Here is a 23,226-nt window from a genome sequence, read left to right as displayed (position 1 = left end):
TAAATGAAAGCTACCGATAAATTAAATAGTGTTTTAAAGCACATTAAAGAAACTTTTGTTGGAAAAAATGAAATTATAGACCTGTTAGGAATTGGTTTGCTGGCCAGGGAAAATGCATTTTTGTTAGGGCCTCCCGGAACGGCAAAAAGTGCGATTATCAGAGCTTTGTCAAACGGAATTGAAGGCGGAAAAAACTTTGAATATCTTTTAACCCGATTTACAGAACCTAATGAAATTTTTGGCCCGTTTGATATTCGTAAATTAAAAGAAGGGGAGTTGATTACCAATACCGAAGGAATGATGCCCGAAGCTTCGATGGTGTTTTTGGATGAAATCTTCAACGCAAACTCAGCTATTTTGAACAGTTTACTGATGGCGCTTAACGAAAAGATATTTCGTCGTGGTAAAGAAACAAAAAAACTACCGGCACTTATGTTTGTTGGTGCCAGTAACGTTTTGCCTGAAGATGAAGCGCTAAATGCTTTGCTTGACCGTTTCCTGATTCGTATAAAATGTGATTATGTAGAACCGGATTTATTGCACGAGGTCTTATTGGCCGGATGGAAATTAGAAAGTGCATTGACCAAAGAAGTTCCAACTATCACGGCAGATGAAATCAGGGAATTGCAGCAGCTTTGCCGAAAAATCGATTTAACGCCTGTTCGTAAACAATATGTAGATATCATTCACAGTCTTAGAAATACCGGAATAAAAGTATCAGACAGACGTGCCGTAAAACTACAAAACCTGATTGCGGCAAGTGCTTTGATGTGCGGAAGAAATCAGGCGGTTTTATCTGATTTATGGGTTTTAAAATACATTTGGGACAACGAAGAGCAGATCGAAATACTGGAAGGAATCATCAATCAGATTATCGAAATGGATGCTTCGGCAGAGGCACACCCGCAGGCATTATACAACAAAACGCCTGACGCAGAAAGTGTGATGAAAGAAGTGAATTTTCTAATCGAAAAATGGCAGGATGAGAACCTTTCGTTTGAGGAACAAAATGTAATCAAAGATAAATTGAGATACATTCAAACCCGTTGCGACTGGATTAAAGATACAGAACAGAAAAAATATATTCAGGATCATATAGAATCTTTGTGGCAAAAAATACTTCAAACTATTTAATATGTATTTTTTAGAAATAAAAATAGAGCACAAAGATTTTTTGGGCAGAATTCGGCATTGGGATAATCTAAAAGTTGCTTTTGAAACTGATACTGTCTGGATCAGAGATTTTTCATCAGAGCAGATAAATTCGGCAGAAATTCACCAGATTCCGTACAAAATTGTATATGAAGCAAAAGAGAATTTATTGTTTGAAAAAGGCAAACTTTTGCCGTCTAAAAAACTGCCTTCAGGATTATTGTGGAGTCCAATTTTGCGTGCTTTACCGGTTTCATTGCCTAAATTCAATCATAATTATTTTGGCATTGACCAAAGACTGAAAATGAATTTAAAGTCGTCTGAAAATGTAAAACCAGCTTTCGCTATGCTGGTCAGCTTTGAGGAATTGAAGTTATACATCGAATCGGCACCAAAGTACAGACTCGAACCTTTAAAATGGGTAGTAATTGATAAAAGAATACTCCTGTTTGGGTTTCCGTTATTGCCTGTAAAAGGGAGTACATTTTGGATGAATCATGATTTTTTACTGCCAACAGGATATGATTTTGAATGGTTTTCTTTAACCGGAACATTTCAGGAAAAATTAAATCCATCAAAAGAAAACCTAATACTCTGGAACGAAGATAACAGCTATTCAGTAATTCCAAAAGAAACCATAAAACCACTTTCAATCAGCTCATTTCGCTTAACTTTTTCATAAAATAAAATGGAATTTCAAAAGTATTTTCAATCATATAAAGACTATTTCTGGGAATGGGACAATCAGATATTTTCTGAAGAGAGTGTATTTGAGTCGATCACAATTCCGAATGGACAGACGATTGGGTACGAAAAATTTGTTTTTGAAATCTTAGAATTTCTTTCAGATGACAGTATTCCGCCATTCGGAAGTTTACTATTGGCAATATTGGCTACAAATCCGGAAAATGAACAGGCAATCGAAATGGTTCATAATTTGGTAAAAAGCAAGAATATAGTAACGGCTTTCCCGCAGTCTCAGTCATTTCGAATTGGTGCCAGTATTGATTTTTTAAAAATACTTTCTTGTTTGCCTGTTGCGTATAAAACGGGTGAAAACAGAAAGAAATTATTCCAGACTATTTTTCATGAATGTCACAACAGGGTTTCATCTGAGAAAGCAAAAAAAATCATTGAAGAATATAAAAATCATAGACATCATTTAGTTCGTGCGGCTGTAAAAGAAGAATTTAATGAAGCAAATTTCAGAAAAGATTTAAGGACACTTGCTTTACTGAAAGTTAGGTTTCCTACAGTGCAGTCTGTTTTACATGCGATGGAAAACATTCCGCATCAGGATTTAAATGAAAAATTGAGTGAGGAAGTTTTAGAAGAGAATAATTTATCCGGGAATACAACCGATTTTGTTGATCAGCTTATACAGGAAGATAAGACATTTCATACTGCAAGTCTGATTAAGCGGCTTTGGTCAGGATTAAATATTCCGCTTCACCACAGCCATCCTAGTGAACAGCCATTGGGAGGAATTTCGGATTTAACCAATAAAGGCGATTTTGATAAACTAGTGATTTCTGAATTTGCTTATGATGATGATGTTTTCATGTCGAGAATTGCGAATAACGAAGCACTCTATATTCAGCGGGAAGTTCCGCCAGAAGCAGATAAATTTAAACGTATTTTATTAATCGATAATACATTAAAAAACTGGGGAAATCCAAAAGTTTTGGCTTTTGCATCAGCTATTGCCATTGCGAGACATCCTAAAACAGATATTGAATGTCAGGTTTTTGTGGTTGACAAAGGTTTTAAAGAAATTCCGATTACAAACGTTGATGAAGTTATTATGGCGTTGAGTGAACTTAGCGGAAAACTGGATTGCGCAGCGGGATTGGATTTGTTTTTTGAAAGAAATAAAATCAATAGTAAAAATCAGGAAGTTTTCCTTTTTTCTTCAGAAGAAAGTTTAAAATCAGTTCCAATGCAGAGAGCTGTTAATACGTATTTTAATGACATTAAATACGTTTTCGCAATTGGCATGGAAAATATAAATGTCTATAAAAATCATAATAAAGGAAGAAAAATGCTTCAGCAGATTGTGCTGCCTTTGGATGAATTATGGAGAAGAAATTATAAGGAACAAAAAGAGAAAGCAAAAAAAATAACAGATGAAAGCATATCTCTGCTTTACCCTGTTGAACAGTCTTATCAAAATGTTTTTTCTTATGAAAATGCGTTTTATATGTATCTCAATGGTAGTTTATTTATGTTCTCTAATGATAGATTTGATAAAGGATTTGTGAAAATAGCATCAAATCTTCCGTTTAAAAATGGTCATTTTGCTTTGAAAACAAATGTAAGGGGAGAGAAAATACTTTGGTACCATTATTATGATTTGATACACTACGCAAGTACCATAAATCTTAGCACAAAAGAGTTAAGAAGCTATAAAGATTTTAACCGAAACATCAATCAAAGAGCACTTAAAGTGTTTGAATATAATAATGATTTTTATTTTGGCGGGGGAGTGATTGATCATTTGCCTGATTTTTACCAGATTGCTAATGACTTTCGCTTAACAACAATGAGAAACCAGAGAGTAAGAGAGGCTTTTAACAGCAATCTTGAGGAAATATCTTCCTTCATTAGAAATTATAAATACAGTAAAGTTAAATACAGTGTAATTAAAAGATTAAACCGTGTTGTAATAGAAAAAAATGTTTTGAAAATTAATGATTATCATATTTCGAATCTTGAATTTCAAAAAGCCAGTTCTTATTTTAGACCTGATGACGCAATAGTATTAGAAGAAATAGTCAATCTTATTTTAAAAAATAAAGGAATATCACCTTTGGCTGTTGTAAAAATACTAAAAGAGAATGCTGATAAAACTTTAAAGCAAGCTAAAGATATTATCGATGAACAACTTAGTATTATTTTGACACGTGTAACAAGAAACGCTGCAGAGAAATTGAAAAAAGAAATTGAAAAAGAAGGAGCAGTTTGTTATATAGAAACACAATATTTTGAGTCTAAAGATGGTAGTACAATTACAAATAGAGATGGAATTTTGGTTTTTGAAAGTAGTGATACAAGAATTGAAGAGTTTAATATTCCATTTGTAATTAACATGCGTACAATTATGGCAACGGCAGGGAAATATGCCGGAAATGATTACTTTATTCAGGGGCATACTAAAGAAAGTATAACTGAGGAAGTATTCATAGAAAAATATCTTAAACCATTTATTTTACACATTTTACATCATGGAGCTTAAGCTAAAGATAAATTCGAAAAATATATTTCCAAAAGGAGGCATTTTAATTAAAAGTGCCTCTGTGGAAGTGTGGCTTCATGAAATTCAAAACATGGGGTTAACTCCCGATGCAGTAAAAGTTTTCCCGGTTCCATCTGTGCATGCCAATGAATTATTCGGTTGTTTGGTAGTATGTAATCAAAGTAAAATTGTTGAGATTAAAAAAAATAACTTTTTTCAATTGATTGAAAATAAATTGTTTGTTCCTGAATATACATCAATAACACCAGAATTGACGCAGCAAGAATGGCATACATTGTTTTCAGATGAATATCATTTGCTGCATCCGGAAATTGGTTTGGTTGAATTGAAAGATGAAGTTAAATGGACAGATTTGATTCAGTTTCCAATATCAAAAGAAATTGAAGTAACTGCGCCTTCAAAGACAGTTTCAATACCGCATTTTATAACTTCAATGCGCATTGAGGTTGATCAGGAAAAGATTTTGGAGGGTATTGAAAACCCGGTTTCAGAAGAAGAAATGATTGAAAAATTGCCTTTTAACATGAAGAAACTGTTGAATGGCAATAACCGCGAAATGGATAAATTCCTGGCTTATTTGGAGAAAAATCCGGAAATGGCAATGAAATTGGCAATTCCGCTGGATACCCTGGGAACAGGAAGAGGAGGTTATGGAGGCAGTTTTTCTTTTAATACCGGAATTGGCAGCCATTTTAATTTTGGATGGATTGCGAGATTTTTTGATAATCTTTCAGCCGGAGGAAATAATGCTACAGGTTTTTTTAGATACGGTTTTGTCTTATTGTTTGTGGTTTTAGCCAGAAGTTGCAAAGGTTCTGAAATCAAATCGGAGCTTCCGTCCATTTTAGTTTTTATTGGAATCATCATTTTTGTGATTTTTATGATTTCGTTGTTGACAGGATCACAATCAGGTTCTTCACGTTCTTCAGGCGGAGGTTCATTTCTGGTTGATTCAAAAAGGTTTAATACCCTGCAAAGCAGATATGAGAAACTGGCAGAGGATTATATTGCCAGGGGACAATATGAAAAAGCTTCTCATATTTATTTAAAGCTTTTAAAAAACAATCATAAAGCCGCATCGGTTTTAGAAGATGGAAAATTATATCGTGAAGCCGGAGCGATTTATTTAAAGTATCTTCAAAACAAAAACAAAGCCGCAGAATGTTATGAGAAAGGGCATGCATACAGTGAAGCAATTGTATTGTATAAAGAACTCAACGAAAATGAAAAAACAGGGGATTTGTATTTGATTTTAAGAAACAAATCAGAAGCCAATACGTATTTTAATATAGTAATTGAAGAGTATAAAACTAATTTTCAATATGTAAAAGCGTCTTTAGTTTATAAAAATAAAATTGGAGACATAACAGAAGCTCAGGAATTACTTTTGCAAGGCTGGAAAACGAATAAGGATGCCGGAAAATGCCTCAATAATTATTTTGCAAACTGCAAGTCTGCAGAAGAGTTATCTCTTGCAATTACGACTATTTATAGGGAGGAAGTATCAGAAGCAAATGCTGCGGTATTTCTTCATTTACTGAAACATGAATTTACCAAACATGAAGAACTTGAAGAATCGATCAGAAATATCGCTTATGAAATTGCTGCTGATCGAATTGGTACAAATCCGGACGTTGCTTCAGAATTAGTACACTTTAATAAAAATAATAAGTTACTGCTAAAAGATGCGATGAAGTATAAACTTAAAATGAAAAAGTAAATTGACTTATATAATCAAATGAAGAAGCCGGCTTATGATTAGAGCCGGCTTTTGGTTTTTATGTGGTTACTTTTGCCTGCAATGCCATTCTGGTAGCCAGAATGTGCTCACAAGGTCCTTTTCGCAATTGATTTGATTTGTAAAAAGAACATTCACAGCTTCCTTCAATCAGACGATTGTCTTTGTCTAATACGGCAAGAGTATTGTATTTGAAATCTTTATCGTTTATTTTTCCTCTAATCTGCAAGGTATCAGCTTTGACAGTTGAATCGATTTTTATGCGATTTTCACTTATATAACGATTTGCGGCTTCTTCCTGTGGACTGGCAAAACGTAAGGTTTTCATATTTAAAGGTTCCTGAGTCAGCTCTCTTACACGGTAAAGACCTAAATTTAAATCGTAGATTACTCTTCCTGCCTGGGTGTATGCCGTTAACGATGCTGAAACTACAGACGGATCAAGATTTAGTTTTTTTGCTAAATTATCAGAGCTATCTAACCAGTTTTCTTTTAAAGCATTGAAAACTTTTTCCTGAGTAAATAAATCGACATTGCTTCTTGGCGCCATTAGATCAAAATTTCCGGCAGTACTCCAGTCATTTTTTGTCCAGCCGGAAAGCCCCAGTGTATAAGACATGTCTCCTAAATCAGCAATAAAAAAAGAAGGTAAACCAGATCCCAGTAAAACGACTTTAAAATTTCGGGCAACCGGAATCAGCCTTTCTAAAATTAATAAACGTCGTCGTCCCCAAATACGAATGGTTTTAGATTCATTTCCCTGAAAAAGAGAGCGGTGAAAGGTAATTTCATCGTATGAAGGTTCAAATACAGCTTTTATAGGTTTGTCCGGTTCGAGTACAAATCGCAAAGCCCTTGGTCCTTTTTTTTCTTTAAAACGTCGTAAATACTGGCACAAACTAAAAATATCCATAGGATGTAAATCCATTACAGTTGCAGGCAAAGTCATAGCTGAGCTTACCTGTAAAAATCCTCTAACCCATGAATCCGGCAGATCTATCTTTACTTCTTTATAAACTTGTTCATTGGTTGTTTTGGCTTCAAAACCTGACGGATCAATTTTGAATTCGGTTTCTTTATAATTTCTTATTTTCTGAAATTCATTGTACAATCCTTCCGAATAATCAATATTGGTAGTACCGCATTTAAAATCACTGATTTCTGTAAAGATATTATAGTTACAGCTCAGTTTTCCGTAAGAAGATTCATCCTTACTGAAACATTCAAAGAAAACTTCATCGGGATGTACCGTAATTACAGGGTCTAATACAAACCAGGCGTCTTTGTCATTTTTATATAAATAATCAAAATAAGCAGATTTGGCTTTGTTAAAAGGTCCTAGAACCCTTCCTTTTTCTTTCTGTACAACACTTAATTCTTCTTTCAATTCCTGAATGCGTGCGCGGACAGTTTCAATCTGAAAATCGGCCATATATTCGCTAAGCCATAATTTTTCCTGTTCAGCAGCCCATAATTTATACTGTTCTTTATCCTTTGGGAAAAAACGCAAATCCGAAATCACAACATCATGCAATGCAGAGATAGCTTCTCTAAAAGCTATTTTCTGGTTTAGTTTTCCAACAAAAAAAGTAGGTTCCCGCAAAGTATCAGGAGAAAAACTCATGCCTGTACTCGTTGAGGTGTTATTTACAATGGTGCTGCCGCTGTATTTATAGTCAAATAACATAACTTAGTTTTTAAGGATTAAATGGGTATGCAATTGCGGGAAAAGTGTTTTTAAATCGGTCAAAATTTCAATACAAGCCGCCTTATCCTGTATGGATGCCGTGGCAGAAACAGAATCAATAATTTCGGTTACAAAAATTGCTGCATCTTCACTTTTCTTTCCTTCCTGATGCAGGAATTGAAAAATACGCTGTTTTGCAATTCGGGATTTATGAACGCGGGTTAATACGGAACGGAAATAAAAATCAAGTTCCTTGATCTTAGATAAGTTATCTGTTGCATAGGTGCTGAGATAATTCGTGACAAAAAACTGAATATTGGCACTTGGATGCTGGCTTAATTTTGTTAAATAAGTTACACCATCATCAGGATTGAAATAGCGGGTAATCATTTCTTTTCCAAATTGTTCAACGGCAGGCAGTACAGAATCGACTATGTTGATGAGACATTCTAAATCCCAGTCGGTTTCATCGAATTCAGTTTTAAAAAAATGAAAAGCAAACGTTCTTGTATCATCCCAGGAAGTGTCTAAGATACCCAGCGCATTATTTCTTTCAGCACGGATGCGTTCTTTTTTATCCATAAAATAATTCCAGCACCATTGTCTTATGGCAAGAATTTCATGGTTTCCTAATGAGATAATCTGACGGATTGTAAAATCATCTTTACGGATATATTTTTTTAAGATTTCATACCCGGTCAGCTGGCTTTCTCTGTAGTGGGCATGGGTTAATTTGATAACATCCCGGGGTTCTAATGCTGTATTCCAATACTCGGTTGTTTCCTCAAGCATAAATCTTTTGAATATTTTATGTGCTCCTTCAAATTTTTCTTTTCGAATCATGGCATAAACCGTGTTGCGAAGTGCGATTGCAAAAAGGTCAGCATTTGATTTGCCCAATTGTTTGATGCGTTCGATAACAGATTCCAGGACATCCTGATATTCAGTGTTTAATAAATCTAATAAAGATTCACGATTGGTCAATAAATAATCTTCCTGATAGTTATTTAATAGCTGAATACCATTTTTTCTAATCTCAAAACTTTCATCTTGCAAAAACAAGGCGATTAGCGAGAACGGAATTTCTTTTGATGCTACTTTTTTAGATTTTAAAATTAAAATACTGCTGGCGAGAAGGTTGTTTGTTTTTAAATCGGAAGAAATTAAGCGTGCGATAATATCCCAGCTTAATTGCTCCAGCTGCGATAAAGCAATCTTTTTCAGTCGGTCTACAGCTAAAGCGGCTAAAGTATTATTTGCTTCAGATTCTTCAAATGAAAGAAGTTCGAGAATGATTTTTCCTGTAATTACTTTGGCTTTATCTTCAGTAAATGCAAAGCTTACCAAAGTATTTGTGATCCAGTTTTTTAAATCAGGAACGTTATTAAAGATCAGTTTTACAACACATTCAATATCATTAAGAAACAATGCTGTGTTTGATGCAATGTGGTTTTTTGACCAATTTCGTGCAGCCTCCGTTTTAGAATTCAGTACATTGGCAATAAAACTAATCTGAGATGCGAGTGTATCATTTTTCAGGATTATGGTTTCAAATCCTAAATAATTTGGAATAGCAAAATCACTATTCAATAAATTTAGAATACTGGTTTCATCAAAACGATCGATTAGAGTATTAAAATCGTTTCTTTCTTTTAAATTGTTATAAGCAAATTCATGAATGACATTCATTTGAGCCTCCATTAAAAGCTGAATGTAAGCTTCGGGAAAAGCGTCCCAATGTTCCGGAAATAATTCTAAACGATTTGATACAGTATCTGCAACAATTTTTTCTTCTTCCTGAACGATAAGACTCTGAGGCTTTTTTTCTGCCTTTTTACCAAAAAAAGTAGAGAATACTTTTTTGGCAGCATCCAGCACAGAGGTTGAACTTTGACCCGTTGCAGCATCTGAATTGTTTTTTCTCCCAGCTGTTTTATCCTGGACTTTGGTTACCTGACTGGGATTGAAATAATAATTTGAACTTGAGAAAATTTCCTGACCTAAAATGAATTTCATTTTTGAAGTCAAAATTCGGTTTTTGTCATTACCAAATAAGATGGTTGACAGCAACAATAAATCAGAACATTCAGGGTAATCTATTACTGTGAAATAATATTTTTTGTCTGTGTAATTGTATTGTCCATAAGTATCATAAGGACGTTTCTCAGCCTTAGTATAATTATCTTCGGTATATTTTAATAAAATAGATACTGCAAATTTGAGGTATTTTTTTGCTTCCATTTCAGAATTCAGTTCTTTCAGAAATCGAAGACTATTTTTTTGAAAATAGAGTTTGGTAAAATTAGAGAATGCAATTTTACTGTCTTTTCCTCTAAGCTCTTTTCCAATGTTAACTCTTTCGTTTATAGCGGTAATAAACTGAGAATTGTCGTATTCGCTTTCTAATGAAACAGTTCTGTTGAACATTGGAGATTCATTTTCAAAACGATAGGCAAGAACAGCAATTGCATCAGCATCGTTTCTCAAATGGGCCAGTTTATAAATAGCTCTGACATGTTTGAAATAAGGAGGCCTGAATGGAACTGCTTCCAGTAAAAAAACGACAATTTCGTGTAATTTTGCATCAAATTTTGCAGCCAGATATAATGCGGTTAGATATTTAATAGCATTATTTTCTAATTCTTCTTTTAGAAAAATGACTAACGAATCATAATCTTTTTTGTCAATGTAATATCTTGCTTCCTGAGGTATGGTCTCCAGAATTGATGCAATATGTTTTTGTAATTCGGTCTCTTTTAAGATTTCTAATAATCCTTCATGAGCCAGATTTCTAATGTATTCTTTTTGTTTTGCCTGTAAAGCGTATGATTTAAAAACTTCTTCTGCTGTAGCAGATTTTAGTTTTATTAAAGCCCAGATTGCAGAATAAGTTTGTAATTCATCTCCTTTTGAAGCTAACTTAATGATATAAGGAATGGCTTCCTGAATGTTTAGTAAACCTGCTTTCCAGATGACACGGCTGGTTTTCCATTCGGTATTAAAAGTTTGTCTGCCTGTCACGGCATCTTCTAAACGCTGCATAATTACACCGTTTACAGAATCGGGTTCAACACTTTCTAATGAAGGAAGATCAATAAGTGTTTCTATTTCTGATGCATATCCTTTAACTTTCTTTTCATTTTCAAGTTTATCAAAAATGATTTGCGCTTTTTCAGCCGAAACATATTCAGGGGTTTTGGTCCCTTCTTTTAAAACCGATCCTCTTCTTCCGTATCTAAAATTTACAACATAATTATCAGTGTCAATAGCGCATAAATCTATTTCGTATACTTTATCTGAATTCCCTTCTTTATAGAAAAGTTTAATCTGTTTAATTAATTTCATAATTGAAAAAGGGTATTAGTTAAAAAATATTCCACCAGTTTCCTGGCTTTTCATCAGGTACAATCGTTTCCTTTTTTTTCTCAGGAACAGAAGCAGGTATCGGAACTGTCTGTTCAGGAATACTTAGTTTGGTTATGGTGGGCTGACCATGCTTTGTTATGATGTTTTTCAAATTTTGTTTCAGAGTAGTTCCTTTTTCAGGATTCACCATATATACATAATTGATATAGCCTTCTATAGCATTGATTACACGAATCGCTTTTCCCCATTTTTGATCCTGCCATCCGTTTTTTTCAATGTTATGAAGCAGGGCGCGGAATTTTCGTAACTCATTACGGTCTATATTAAGTTTCTTATTCACGACCACTCCGGTAACTTTTTGCTGCATCCCTTTTCGCATAATGTGTATCTTATTGGGGTGAATTACAAAACCTTCTGATTCAATTATTTTTTTAGTGTAATATAATAGGCGGGAAACATTTTTACTGTTTTTTTCATTGGCAGAAAAAGTCATATCGTCTGCATAACGCGTATAACTGAAATTTAATTTTTTAGCCAGCCCATTGATTTTCTTGTCTAGTTTATAAACAATCATGTTGCTTATGGCGGGACTTGCAGGAGAACCTTGCGGTAATTTGCGTTCACCGGACTGTACATAATAGGTGATTCCGTCTAGCGAAGTTTCATTCATCTCAGAATAGGTGCATAATAGGGACAAAACAGTAGCGATTTGTTCAGAATAGCCAATTTTATGAAATAATCCTTTAACCCTTTTGTAAGTTACAGTAGGGAAGAAATCCTTTAAATCGATATTGACGACAATGTCTTTATTGATGTGTGGCTGTGCATTGGTTACAATAGACCGCTCTTTGATAAAACCATGCGCTTCAATTGTATGGGGTATTTTGTGAAGTATGTTTTCTAGAATCCAGGTTTGGATTTCTTTTAATTTAGATTTTGGAGCCGATATTTTTCGTTTGCCGCCTGATTTTTTTTCAACCTCAAAAGTATGATAATGACTAATTTTAGAAACCTTTCTGTTGTAAGCCAGATACTGTAAAGCTTTGAGGTCAAGCTGCATACTTTTTGCCAATGCTAATAGATCTTCAAAAACCGGAAGATTGTATTTTTCTAAAATTTTAGAATCAGTTTCTTTAGAATTTAATCCTTTAGATACTGTTTCTCCTAAATATAAAATTTGCTTTTCTTGTAATTGCTTCCAGTTTTCGGCTTTTTCCAGGCGTTTTTTTTCCTGGTTTAATTTGGTTTCGCCCCTTTTTTCTTTAGCAGCTTTCATTCTGGCTTTACGCATTTCGAGAACCATTGCTTCTCTGTTGCTAAACTTTCTATCCCTGGCCAAAAGCTCATTTAATTCCTGTTCAATCTTAGCTTCCTGATTAATCAGAATTTCAGAAAGTGTGGGTTCGGTTGCGGACTGCCAAAAACCTAAACGCTGCATTTCTTCTAATATATAGCTATCTTTTGAGGTAGCTCTTATTCTATCATAAATTTGTTGTTTACTAAGCTGTTCAGACATATTACAATTCGCTATTTTACATTAAAAAGCCCTATTGCAGTGAATAGGGCTTAAAGTTTAAAACCTTCGTATTTTCTAAGGACTATGTCTATCAACTCCCGAGAAAAGGTACTATGCGTACAGTTAATCTCGAGGAGGTGGAACCGAAACTGTACGCATAGTACCTTTTCTCATCCATAAGATAGAAGTAGTGCTGAATGTTAAATAATCTTACGCCGATGACGAAACATCATCATTTTCTTTATACAAGAAAAGCAAGGTATTTCTTAAACTCAAAACAAACATAATAAAAAACTTTTAATTGAATACCACTAAAATTGAAATAAGTTTTTTCTTTTTTTTAAGCATTTGTAACGGATGCTTTTACAAATGAATTTTGATATTTCAAGACAAATTCTTGTATAAAAAATAAAACGGCTGTCTTTTAGAACAGCCGTTTTCGTTTGGTTATATTATTTTGATTTAATTGTGACCGTATATTTTATCATAAAGATCTTTGTAGATTTCTCTTATCACTTTACGTTTTAATTTTAAGGTTGGAGTAAGCTGTCCGCCATCGATAGACCAAACATCCGGGGTTAATTCAAAACGTTTGATTTGCTCCCAGTGACCAAATTTCTTGTTTACTTCTTCAATTTCACTATCAATACGTTTAATAACATCAGGGTTTGTAGCAATTTCAGCATTCGTGCCTCCCAGAGTGATCTTGTGAATTTTCGCCCATTCTTTTACAAATTCAAAATTAGGCTGAATAAAAGCAGCAGGCATTTTTTCGCCTTCACCAATTACCATAATCTGTTCTACAAAACGGGATTGTTTCATAGCATTTTCAATAAGCTGAGGTGCAATGTATTTTCCGCCCGAGGTTTTGAACATTTCTTTTTTACGGTCGGTAATTTTTAGGAAGCCTTCACTGTCAATTTCGCCAATATCTCCTGTGTGAAAATAACCGTCTTTTAAAGCTTCAGCTGTTTTTTCTTCATCTTTGTAATAACCCAGCATGACGTTAGGTCCTTTACATAAAATTTCACCGTCTTCAGCAATTTTAACTTCAATATTACGAATTGGTTTTCCAACAGTTCCAATTTTAAAACCTTTGTTTCTTTGATCGTTTACGGCAATTACAGGAGAAGTTTCAGATAAACCGTAACCTTCCATAACCGGAATTTGTGCAGCAGCAAAAACTCTTGATAAGCGTGGCTGTAATGCGGCACTTCCCGAAACCATTAAATCCAGTTTACCTCCTAAACCTTCTTTCCATTTACTGAAAATCAATTTTCGGGCAATTTTTAACTGAAATTCATACCAGAAACCATTGGCACCGTAGGGTTCATATCTCAGACCTAAATCAATCGCCCAGAAAAACAGTTTTTTCTTAATGCCGGTTAATTCAGATCCTTTTGCGTAAATTTTATCGTAAACTTTTTCTAAAAGCCTTGGTACGGCAGTGATTACAGTAGGAGAAACTTCTTTTAGATTGTCGCTGATTTTTTCAATAGACTCTCCAAAGTAAACCGAAACGCCATAATATTGATAGATATACAAAATCATTCTTTCGAAAATATGGCAGATAGGAAGAAAACTTAATGCTGTGCTTTTTCCTGCGTCAAATGGAATTCTCGGCGCACTGTCCAAAACATTTGAAACAATGTTTTTATGGGAAAGCATAACGCCTTTTGGTCTTCCGGTAGTTCCCGAAGTATAAATTATAGTAGCTAAATCTTCTGTGTTTATACTGTTCTTTCTTGCTTCAACTTCTGTCTGATTACTTTCATCAGCACCCAAAGTCAATAATTCTGACCAGTGTTTGCAGCCAGCAATTTCGTTAAACGAATAAACCTCTTTTAAAGTAGGAACATTTGCTTTTATCGCATTTACCTTCTGAAGCACTTCTTCATCAGAAACAAAACAATAAATACTGCCACTGTGGTTTAAAATATATTCATAATCTTCTTCCGCAATAGTTGGATAAACAGGAACGTTTTGGGCTCCTGTCTGCAGGATACCAATATCCATTATATTCCACTCTGTGCGATTGTTAGAAGTGATTAAGGCAATTTTGTCATCTTTTTGAACACCTAGTCGCAATAATGCCCTTGAAACTGCATTGGCTTTAGCAATATAGTCATTGCTGGATGTTTTTTCCCAAGCCCCGTTTTTTTTGGTAGCTAATGCAACTTCAAGATTGTAAGTTTCTTGTTGGTAATAAGGAAAATCAAAAAGGTGTGTGATTGTAACCATTTATATGATATATTGAATTTTATTGCAAATTAAATAAAAATAAGGTATGATTTTTAATTTTACAAAATAAAAGCCGAAATTTTTAAATGGGTTTGTAAATCCAGCAAACGTTTTTATTTTTTGCTGTAACTTCCAATAAAAAACAAACGTTAATTAGATTCCGTATCCTTTACCTCAGTGCTATCACCATAATATTTTACACGATCTCCCATAAGATACATTTTTTTCTTGCCTGGAATAATCAAAAATTGCGTGTATAGCCATTCACCACTTCCTTTTATTTTGTACCAAAATGTATAAGAAGAACTGTCGAATCCTTCTTTGTAGATAGGAATTCCTTCATCACTGCATTTGATTCCCCATACCATCTCTTTTTTAGATAGATTTTCTAATTGAAAAATACCTGTACCATCAGCATTAATCTGGATAATGGGTTTTTGTTTTCCTTCAATTAAATAAATACCGGCAACAGGCTGACCTATGTCCGTAGTCATAAAATGTTCGTGAAATTTGTAGGTAATAGAGGTAACTTTAGCTTGCGAATGTAATTGTGATATACCTATAAAAAGGGCAAGAAAGAGTAGTTTTAAGGATTTCATCAGGATTGGGATTTAGTTTTTTATTCGTATTTTTTTTTTGCGATATTTTTTTTGCGAATATAGTTTAAATTGGAAAAGTTATTCAATTAATTGTAAAAAGCTTTTTTAAAATTTTATTTTCTTTAAAAAAAACTTTAAAAGTTCATGTGTTATAGCCCCTAAACTCCCCTAATATAGGATTTTGTTGAGTTTTTATTTACTGGAATAAAAGAATCAGAAGTGTTTTTGTCTTTAGTTTTCAACGATTTTTTTATCGAAAAATAAATATGTTTCTGTCTAAATGGTTATACATTTGCAATACTAAAAAGCAATATTTGTTGTTATATAGAAAAAGTTATATGAAAAATTTTTGGATTTTGTTTTTAATAAGCGCTATAGGTTTTGCGCAGGATTTTAATAAACTGGATGCCAACGGTAAAAAAGAAGGTGTTTGGAAAGGTACTTATGAAGTGTCAAAAAGACCTCGTTATGAGGGTACTTTCAGCCATGGAAAAGAAGTTGGAGTCTTTAAGTTTTTTGATGATACTAAAAAAGGAGATGTAATAGCAACCCGTGATTTTACAGCTAATGACGGAAGCGCCTATACTATTTTTTATGACCAGAAAAATAACAAGGTAAGTGAAGGGAAAGTGATTGGAAAAAATTATGAAGGCGAATGGAAATATTACCACAAGTCTTCAAAAATAATCATGACGCTTGAAAACTATAAAAACGGTAAGCTGGAAGGTAAAAGAACCGTTTATTATCCAAACGAAAAAGTGGCTGAAGAAATAACTTATAAAAATGGTCTGAAAGAAGGCATTTATAAAAAATTTGGGCAAAACGGTATTATTTTAGAGCAAACTACATATGCTAATAACCAATATAATGGTGATGCAATTTTTTATGATTCAGATGGAGTAGTAGCCTCAAAAGGTAAATTTTTAAACGGAAAAAAATCTGGAAAGTGGCAATTTTATCTGAAAGGGAAATTGACAAAAGAAGTCAATATGAGCGATCCTAAAAGCAACTATCGGGCAGATTCAAAACCTAAAATGGAATAGGTTTTTTCGTTATAAAAGGCTGTTTTAATTTAAAATAATAGTAAGTTTACTGCCTAAATCGATAATCTATGAAAGTTAAAACGCTACTATTATTTTTGTTTTTCTCAGCGACCTATGCACAAAACAAAGCCGAAGCTGAAAAACTTGTTGATGAAGGGATAGAACTTCATGACAAAGGAGATTACGACGGTGCAATTGGCAAATATAGCAAAGCTTTAGAAATCGATAAAGACAATTTATTGGCATTGACAGAAAAAGCAATGTCTTTAAATACGTCCGGTAAATATGATGAGTCCATACAGGTTGCTAAACACGCGATTTCTACCCACCCTAAAGAAGATCTCAGTACTGTTTATGTAAGTTATGCAAACTCATTAGATCATCTTCACAAACTTGATGAAGCACTGAAGATATATGATGAGGGAATTAAAAAATTTCCGGATTATTATCAGTTGTATTTTAATAAAGGAGTATGCTATGCTAACTCAAATAAATATGGCGAAGCTGTAGATTGCTTGCAAAAAGCACTTTTGGTAAACCCTAATCATGCAGGTTCATTAAATGCGATTGGAATCATGGAAATGAGCAGCAACAGAATTCCTGCCATTTTAGCTTTTTCAAGATTTTTAATAGTAGAACCACAAACGTCCAGAGCTAAAAAGAATCTTGAGAGTTTACAAAATTTGCTGATGCAGGGAGTGAAGCAGTCGGACGAAAAAATTACGATAAGTATTAATTCGGATATGTTAGCTGATCCAAAAGGCAAAAAGAAAGAAAATGATTTCTCTCAGACAGATTTGATCTTATCAATGGCGGCGGGCTTAGATTTTGATAAAAAGAATACAGCCAAGACAGATGTTGAAAAATTTATAGGAAAATTTGAAACAATCTGTGCCTCACTTGACGAAACAAAAAAAGGAAATTCAGGTTTTTATTGGCAAAACTTAGCACTTTATTTTATCGAAATGAAAGAGAAAAAATTGATTGAACCTTTTGCTTACATAGCATTTGCAAGTTCCGGAAAGGAAGATGTTTCTAAATGGCTTAAACAAAATCAGGCAGAACTTGAGAAATTTTATACATGGTCTACTGGATATAATTGGAAAAAATAATAAATATTCCGTGAAAGTAATCATTCTGACGGAATATTTTAAAAGGATAATTGAGTTAAATTTGCTTTGCTAATACTTTTTGACTAAATGGATTTAAACGAACTTACCGGAAGATTTTTTTTGTTGTTCTTTTCAATTTTGGTTTTGTATTTTTTTTCCAACCGAAAAGATAACGAAACCATAAATCCACTGATGGTCATTGTGGGACTTTGTACTTTCTCGCTTTGTTATTTGTTTACAAAAATTGAGATTGGGGTAGGAATTGGTTTTGGCTTGTTTGCCATTTTTTCAATTTTAAGATTTCGCACACAATCTTTTACCGTAAATGCTATTATCTTTCTTTTTGCCACGATTACACTTTCTATTTTAGATATTATGTATCCATATGAAAAAATAGAAATTCTGCTGTTTTTTCAATTCATTATAATAGGATTTTATATTGTTGCTTCCATAATAGTGAACAGAAAAGCATCCAGATATTTGAATACTGTCAATGTTAAAATTGCATTAGCCCCTAATTTTTCTTTAAATAATGAAACTATCAGGAAATCTATTCAGGACAAAATGAATATCAAAGATTTAGACTTTAAAATCATCAATATTAATACAGTTGTAAACGAAATTGATGTTTTAGTTTTTTACTGATTATTCATTAAAAGGTCTGACTTGTTTGATGTATAACTCTCTGTTTTTGCCAACAATTTTAAATTCAATATCGACAGGATGGTATTGGTTTTTTCTCCAGTAGCGATACATTTTTTCTTCAATTTTTTTACTGACTACAAAAAGATTATTGATTTCTTTTCTATTCAATATGGGTTCATTGTTATTGAGATTTGAATTAGAAGTATAATCTACATCAAAATCTGTATCCTTAGTTCCGGTATTAAAATGATAAATAACAAACTGTTCGCAAACTTCTCCTTTTTTAGGTTTAACAACCGAATTTTCTCCTTTTTGCACGTTAACCGTAATTCCGGAGAAATTGGTTCTGAATATATTTTTTGTTATCACAACGCCATTAGCCAATTCATCAGGAAAAGATCTATGCACCAAAACGCCCATTGCAATGTTTTGCTGGTCAATGCCAAAAAGCTCTCTTTCGTTATACGAAGCTTCATTCCATACACTTGCCCAAACCTGCTTAATTGCTTTTTCGAATGTCTTGATACTGTCACCTAAAATACCGGTTTTAGAATCGTATAAACCGGCACCGTTAAAATCATCGAGATCTTCTGCATTAGTAGAAGACCGAAATCTGAAATTTTTGAAAGCCACATTTTTAAAAGCTGTATTTAGCTTCGCAATCAGATTTGGATCGATTGGTTCTTTTTTAACAGCATCTCTTATCTTTTTTAACTGGAGATTAACCCATTGTACAGAATCTTTATGCGGATACGCTAAAAGTTCTTTTATCAAAGGTGCAATATTTTTCTTTTGAATGTGTTTTCTGTAGAAATAAAATGGAATTGCATGTGCGTCTTCCGGTGTTTTAAACGAAAATTCTTTTGAAGCAGCAATTAAGTAAGCCATGTTTTGTGCCTTTGAGCCAATGTAGTTCACCCCTTTTTTAGGGATTTTGGATAAATCCACCAATTGCGTTACACTGCTGTCTATAACCAGTTTTTTCTTTTTTGTATTGGTTTTCGGAACTATTTTTTTGTTGCTTTCTTTGATAAAAAAAGTATCAACCTTGATTTTTAATTCTACTTTTTTTGAAAGCAGTTTTTTGATGTTGTTGTCCTTATCAACGGTTGTGTAAGCCATTATCGGAATTTTTCTGTTTTTACCCAAAAGCACCAAATGACTTAACGGTGTCTGGAGTTCATTCACAATAATCCCTCTTACATTTGGTAAAATATCAGGTGTTCCGTCCAGAATTATAATTTCATCAGGACTTGGTTTTGTTTTTTCTAAATCTTTTATTTTATATTGCTTGAGAATACCCACATTACTTCCGGAAACAACTTCCTGATACGTAATTTCATTAAAAATATAATTTGATTTTACACACGGAATTTTAAATTTTTGCTGTTGAAACCATTCTGTTTGCTCAGGATTATTCAGGTAAAATTTTAAATCTTTACCAATAAAAGAAGAACTTGCAATTAAATGATAAAAGTGTTCAATTAATAAAACAGGCATATGATCTGAAGCTGCCAGTTCAAAAATCCATTTGTCAGTTCCCTTGATATGATTCAGGTTTCCCAATAAAAATTCTCTGCCTTTATCTGTATTACTGTAGTTGTTATCATTAAAGATATCAAGGTCTTTGCTGTATCCTAAATAATTGGTTACAAAATCATAATGCAGACGAATAAGTGTACTGTTAAAATAATACATTTTTTGCTTTTTCAAATCATAAATGACTTTTACTGATTCGATATTCGAAAATTTATCAGATAAGGGTTTGCCTCTAAATGCTTGGTATGCCTTATAGTTTGGTAAGGAAGCACTATAATTTTGGGCACTTAAAGTCGTAAAAATGAGTAAGAAAATAAAAGTAAAAAAGAGTTTTGGCATGACATTTTAATTGATGATTAAAAGTAATTAAAAAAGCCATAGGTTTTATCTACCCTTTCATTATATAAACTAATCAAAAGAGGTATAATTATCTATAATTTGATTTATCTTTGCACCCTTGTAAAAATATAAACGATTTAGAATGAAACGTGTAGTTGTTGGACTTTCCGGGGGAGTAGATTCGAGTGTTGCAGCTTATTTACTGCAGCAGCAGGGTTACGAAGTCATTGGCCTTTTTATGAAAAACTGGCACGATGACTCGGTGACTATTTCAAATGAATGTCCTTGGTTAGAAGATAGCAATGATGCTCTGTTAGTAGCTGAAAAACTTGGGATACCGTTTCAAACTGTTGATTTAAGCGAAGAATACAAAGAAAAAATTGTTGACTACATGTTCAACGAATACGAAAAAGGAAGAACTCCAAATCCTGATGTACTTTGTAACCGCGAAATCAAATTTGATGTTTTCATGAAAATTGCTTTAAGTCTTGGTGCCGATTTTGTGGCCACAGGACATTATTGTCAAAAAAGTGAAATTGAAGTTGATGGAAAAGCTGTTTATCAGTTAATCGCCGGAGCGGATAATAACAAAGATCAATCGTACTTTTTATGTCAGCTGTCTCAGGAACAGTTGTCTAAAGCATTATTTCCAATTGGAGCTTTGACTAAACCTCAGGTTCGTGAAATTGCAGCAGAAATGGAATTGGTAACGGCGGAGAAGAAAGATTCTCAGGGACTTTGTTTTATTGGAAAAGTTCGTTTGCCGGAATTTTTACAACAAAAATTACAGCCTAAAGAAGGAAAAATTGTTCAGATTGATAAAAATGATCCGATTTATACAGTTGAAAAGCCAGCCGGATTATCTTTGGAAGAAGAATTAAAAACGGAAGCCCAAAAGTTGAATTATCGTCCGGAAATGGGGAAAATCATGGGTAAACATCAGGGAGCTCATTATTTTACTGTTGGACAGAGAAAAGGGTTAAATGTTGGCGGAACTACTGATCCGCTATTTGTTATTGCAACAGATGTTGAAACCAATACAATATATACAGGTCTTACAAGCAATCATCCCGGATTGTTTAAAAAAGCCTTGTTTATAGAAAAATCTGAAGTACACTGGATTCGAACTGATATGACTTTGAAAGTAGGGGAAACTATGGAAGTAATGGCAAGAATCCGTTATCGCCAGCCTTTGCAAAAAGCAATTCTGCACCAATTTGAAGACGGAATGTATGTTCGTTTCGAAGAACCGCAATCAGCAATTACTGAAGGCCAATTTGTAGCCTGGTATTTAGAAAATGAATTAGTTGGTTCGGGAGTAATTTCATAGCTTTATACTTTTTTACAAAGGTTCTAGGCCTTAAAAAAGTAAATTGCTATTTTATGAAGATTCATTACTCCATTCTATTCTTATTGATTTCTACTGTGATGTTTTCGCAGGAAGATGCCTGGGTTTATTTTAATGCCAAGCCAAGTGCACAAACCTATTTAGACTCTCCGTTATTGATGCTTTCCCAGCGTTCTTTAGACAGAAGAACCAATCAAAGTATCGCTCTAAATAGTACAGATGTTCCCTTAGAAAAAACATATGTTGATCAGATAAAATCAAAGACAGGAATTACTGTTCTGGCAAAATCAAAATGGTTGAATGCACTTCATGTACAGGGAAGTCAAACTAATATTTTAGCATTAAAATCAATTTCATTTGTTGATAAAGTAGTTTTTGCAAATAAGGCATTAAATACAACGTCAAAAAAAGTTCTTGAAAATCAAATTGTAAATACAAAAGATAAACTCGAAACAGCAGCTAATTATGCCTATGGAACTTCGGCAAACCAAATTCAGATGCTTAACGGGCATGTTTTGCATCAGCAAAATTATACCGGAACCGGAAAAATAATTGCTGTTATGGATGCCGGTTTTCCAGGAGTAAATACTGCTCAGCCTTTTCAGAATCTTATTACTAATAACAGAATTTTAGGAGGATATGATTATGTTTCCAGAAATGATAATTTTTATGCAGGAGGTGATCATGGTACAATGGTACTTTCGACAATGGGAGGTTATAAGGAAAATGCTTTAATTGGTACTGCACCCGATGCGTCATACTATTTATTTATTACTGAAAGCGATCCTTTAGAAGCCCCTTTTGAAGAATCGCTTTGGGTAGAAGCAGCAGAAAAAGCAGATAGCCTGGGTGTCGACATTATTACTACCTCATTAGGATATTTTGGTGATCGCGATAATCCGGATTATAATCATACCTATAGTGATATGAACGGAACGACAAATTTTATTTCCAGAGGTGCAGAAATTGCTTTTAGTAAGGGTATAATTGTAGTAGCTGCTGCCGGAAATGAAGGAACTCAGACAGAAAAACATATCGGATCGCCTGCTGATGCTGTTTCCGTTATTACTGTAGGCTCTGTTACTGCCTCAAAAGTTAAATCATCTACTAGTTCTATTGGTCCCAGTTATGACGGAAGAATAAAACCTGATGTTATGGCTCAAGGTAATGCAGCTGTAGTTTCGAATACTTCAGGCAATATTATTACAGCTAGCGGGACTTCCTTTTCATGCCCAATTATGGCCGGAATGATTGCTTGTCTATGGCAGGCTTTTCCAACAAAAACAAATCAGGAAATTAGAGATATGATCATTAAGTCTTCGGATAAGTATTTAACACCTGATAATAATTACGGTTACGGAATTCCAAATTTTGGTACTATTACATTAGAAATTGATAGTTTCGTAAATAAAGATTTTACTGTTTATCCAAATCCTGCTAAAACCAATATCACATTCTCGTTTTCTGATGAAATAAATAATGCTACGGTTATTGTTTACTCTATTTTAGGACAAAAAGTAATTGACAAAAAGATAACGGGTCAAAATCCAAATCTTTCTATAGAATCATTAAAAAGCGGACTCTATTTTTATATTTTTGATGCTGATGGTCTGTATAAAACGGGAAAGATTATAAAACAATAATA

At 33.6% G+C, this 23,226-nt stretch carries 15 protein-coding genes; 9 read left to right on the top strand and 6 right to left on the bottom strand.

The window, feature by feature from the left end; translation table 11 throughout:
- Positions 1-3: 3 nt before the first annotated feature.
- The 4 genes from JE46_RS21400 to JE46_RS21385 are packed head-to-tail and all read left to right on the top strand — an operon-like array spanning position 4 to position 6,128.
- A complete protein-coding gene (locus tag JE46_RS21400) occupies positions 4-1,134 on the top strand; it encodes an AAA family ATPase (protein ID WP_031457333.1) in 1,131 nt (376 codons plus the stop codon).
- A 1-nt stretch (position 1,135) separates the two neighbouring features.
- On the top strand, positions 1,136-1,834 hold the full coding sequence (locus tag JE46_RS21395; protein WP_031457332.1) for a hypothetical protein: 699 nt from the start codon (positions 1,136-1,138) through the stop codon (positions 1,832-1,834).
- A 6-nt stretch (positions 1,835-1,840) separates the two neighbouring features.
- Positions 1,841-4,387, top strand: a complete 2,547-nt coding sequence (locus JE46_RS21390) for a ribosomal protein L7/L12 (protein WP_031457331.1) — start codon at positions 1,841-1,843, stop codon at positions 4,385-4,387.
- A complete protein-coding gene (locus tag JE46_RS21385) occupies positions 4,377-6,128 on the top strand; it encodes a hypothetical protein (RefSeq protein ID WP_051872973.1) in 1,752 nt (583 codons plus the stop codon). The genes JE46_RS21390 and JE46_RS21385 overlap by 11 nt, the downstream gene beginning before the upstream one ends.
- 58 nt (positions 6,129-6,186) lie before the next feature.
- Here JE46_RS21385 and JE46_RS21380 read toward each other — a convergent pair whose 3' ends face one another.
- From JE46_RS21380 to JE46_RS21360, 5 genes are all read right to left on the bottom strand, one after another.
- Positions 6,187-7,833, bottom strand: coding sequence for a hypothetical protein (locus tag JE46_RS21380; protein ID WP_031457330.1), 1,647 nt, complete (start codon positions 7,831-7,833; stop codon positions 6,187-6,189).
- Between the two features lie 3 nt (positions 7,834-7,836).
- Positions 7,837-11,178, bottom strand: a complete 3,342-nt coding sequence (locus JE46_RS21375) for a WGR domain-containing protein (protein WP_031457329.1) — start codon at positions 11,176-11,178, stop codon at positions 7,837-7,839.
- 19 nt (positions 11,179-11,197) lie between these two features.
- A complete protein-coding gene (locus JE46_RS21370) occupies positions 11,198-12,715 on the bottom strand; it encodes a reverse transcriptase family protein (protein ID WP_035136993.1) in 1,518 nt (505 codons plus the stop codon).
- 462 nt (positions 12,716-13,177) lie between these two features.
- A complete protein-coding gene (locus JE46_RS21365; protein ID WP_031457327.1) occupies positions 13,178-14,956 on the bottom strand; it encodes an AMP-dependent synthetase/ligase in 1,779 nt (592 codons plus the stop codon).
- A gap of 149 nt (positions 14,957-15,105) precedes the next feature.
- Positions 15,106-15,555, bottom strand: a complete 450-nt coding sequence (locus JE46_RS21360; RefSeq protein WP_031457326.1) for a hypothetical protein — start codon at positions 15,553-15,555, stop codon at positions 15,106-15,108.
- A gap of 338 nt (positions 15,556-15,893) precedes the next feature.
- Here JE46_RS21360 and JE46_RS21355 point away from each other — a divergent pair, with 338 nt between their 5' ends.
- The 3 genes from JE46_RS21355 to JE46_RS21345 all read left to right on the top strand — a co-directional run bounded on the left by JE46_RS21355 (position 15,894) and on the right by JE46_RS21345 (position 18,355).
- Entirely contained in the window at positions 15,894-16,598 is a 705-nt protein-coding gene (locus JE46_RS21355; protein ID WP_031457325.1) for a toxin-antitoxin system YwqK family antitoxin, read from the top strand.
- A 68-nt stretch (positions 16,599-16,666) separates the two neighbouring features.
- Complete coding sequence (locus JE46_RS21350) at positions 16,667-17,710, top strand: tetratricopeptide repeat protein (protein ID WP_031457324.1); 1,044 nt, start codon at positions 16,667-16,669, stop codon at positions 17,708-17,710.
- 87 nt (positions 17,711-17,797) lie between these two features.
- On the top strand, positions 17,798-18,355 hold the full coding sequence (locus JE46_RS21345; RefSeq protein WP_031457323.1) for a DUF4956 domain-containing protein: 558 nt from the start codon (positions 17,798-17,800) through the stop codon (positions 18,353-18,355).
- Here JE46_RS21345 and JE46_RS21340 read toward each other — a convergent pair whose 3' ends face one another.
- Entirely contained in the window at positions 18,356-20,233 is a 1,878-nt protein-coding gene (locus JE46_RS21340; RefSeq protein WP_031457322.1) for a PEP/pyruvate-binding domain-containing protein, read from the bottom strand.
- 142 nt (positions 20,234-20,375) lie between these two features.
- On the opposite strand from JE46_RS21340, the gene mnmA reads away from it, so the two are divergent.
- Both mnmA and JE46_RS21330 read left to right on the top strand, forming a co-directional pair.
- On the top strand, positions 20,376-21,563 hold the full coding sequence (mnmA, locus tag JE46_RS21335) for a tRNA 2-thiouridine(34) synthase MnmA (RefSeq protein WP_031457321.1): 1,188 nt from the start codon (positions 20,376-20,378) through the stop codon (positions 21,561-21,563).
- A gap of 53 nt (positions 21,564-21,616) precedes the next feature.
- Positions 21,617-23,224: a S8 family serine peptidase gene (locus JE46_RS21330; protein ID WP_031457320.1), complete on the top strand. Its 1,608-nt coding sequence runs from the start codon at positions 21,617-21,619 to the stop codon at positions 23,222-23,224.
- Positions 23,225-23,226: the final 2 nt, after the last annotated feature.

It is taken from the genome of Flavobacterium chungangense LMG 26729, from assembly GCF_000735715.2.
GTDB classification, from domain to species: Bacteria; Bacteroidota; Bacteroidia; order Flavobacteriales; family Flavobacteriaceae; genus Flavobacterium; species Flavobacterium chungangense.
Note: the sequence above shows the minus strand (reverse complement) of the source record. Positions and strands in the feature narration are given on the sequence as shown.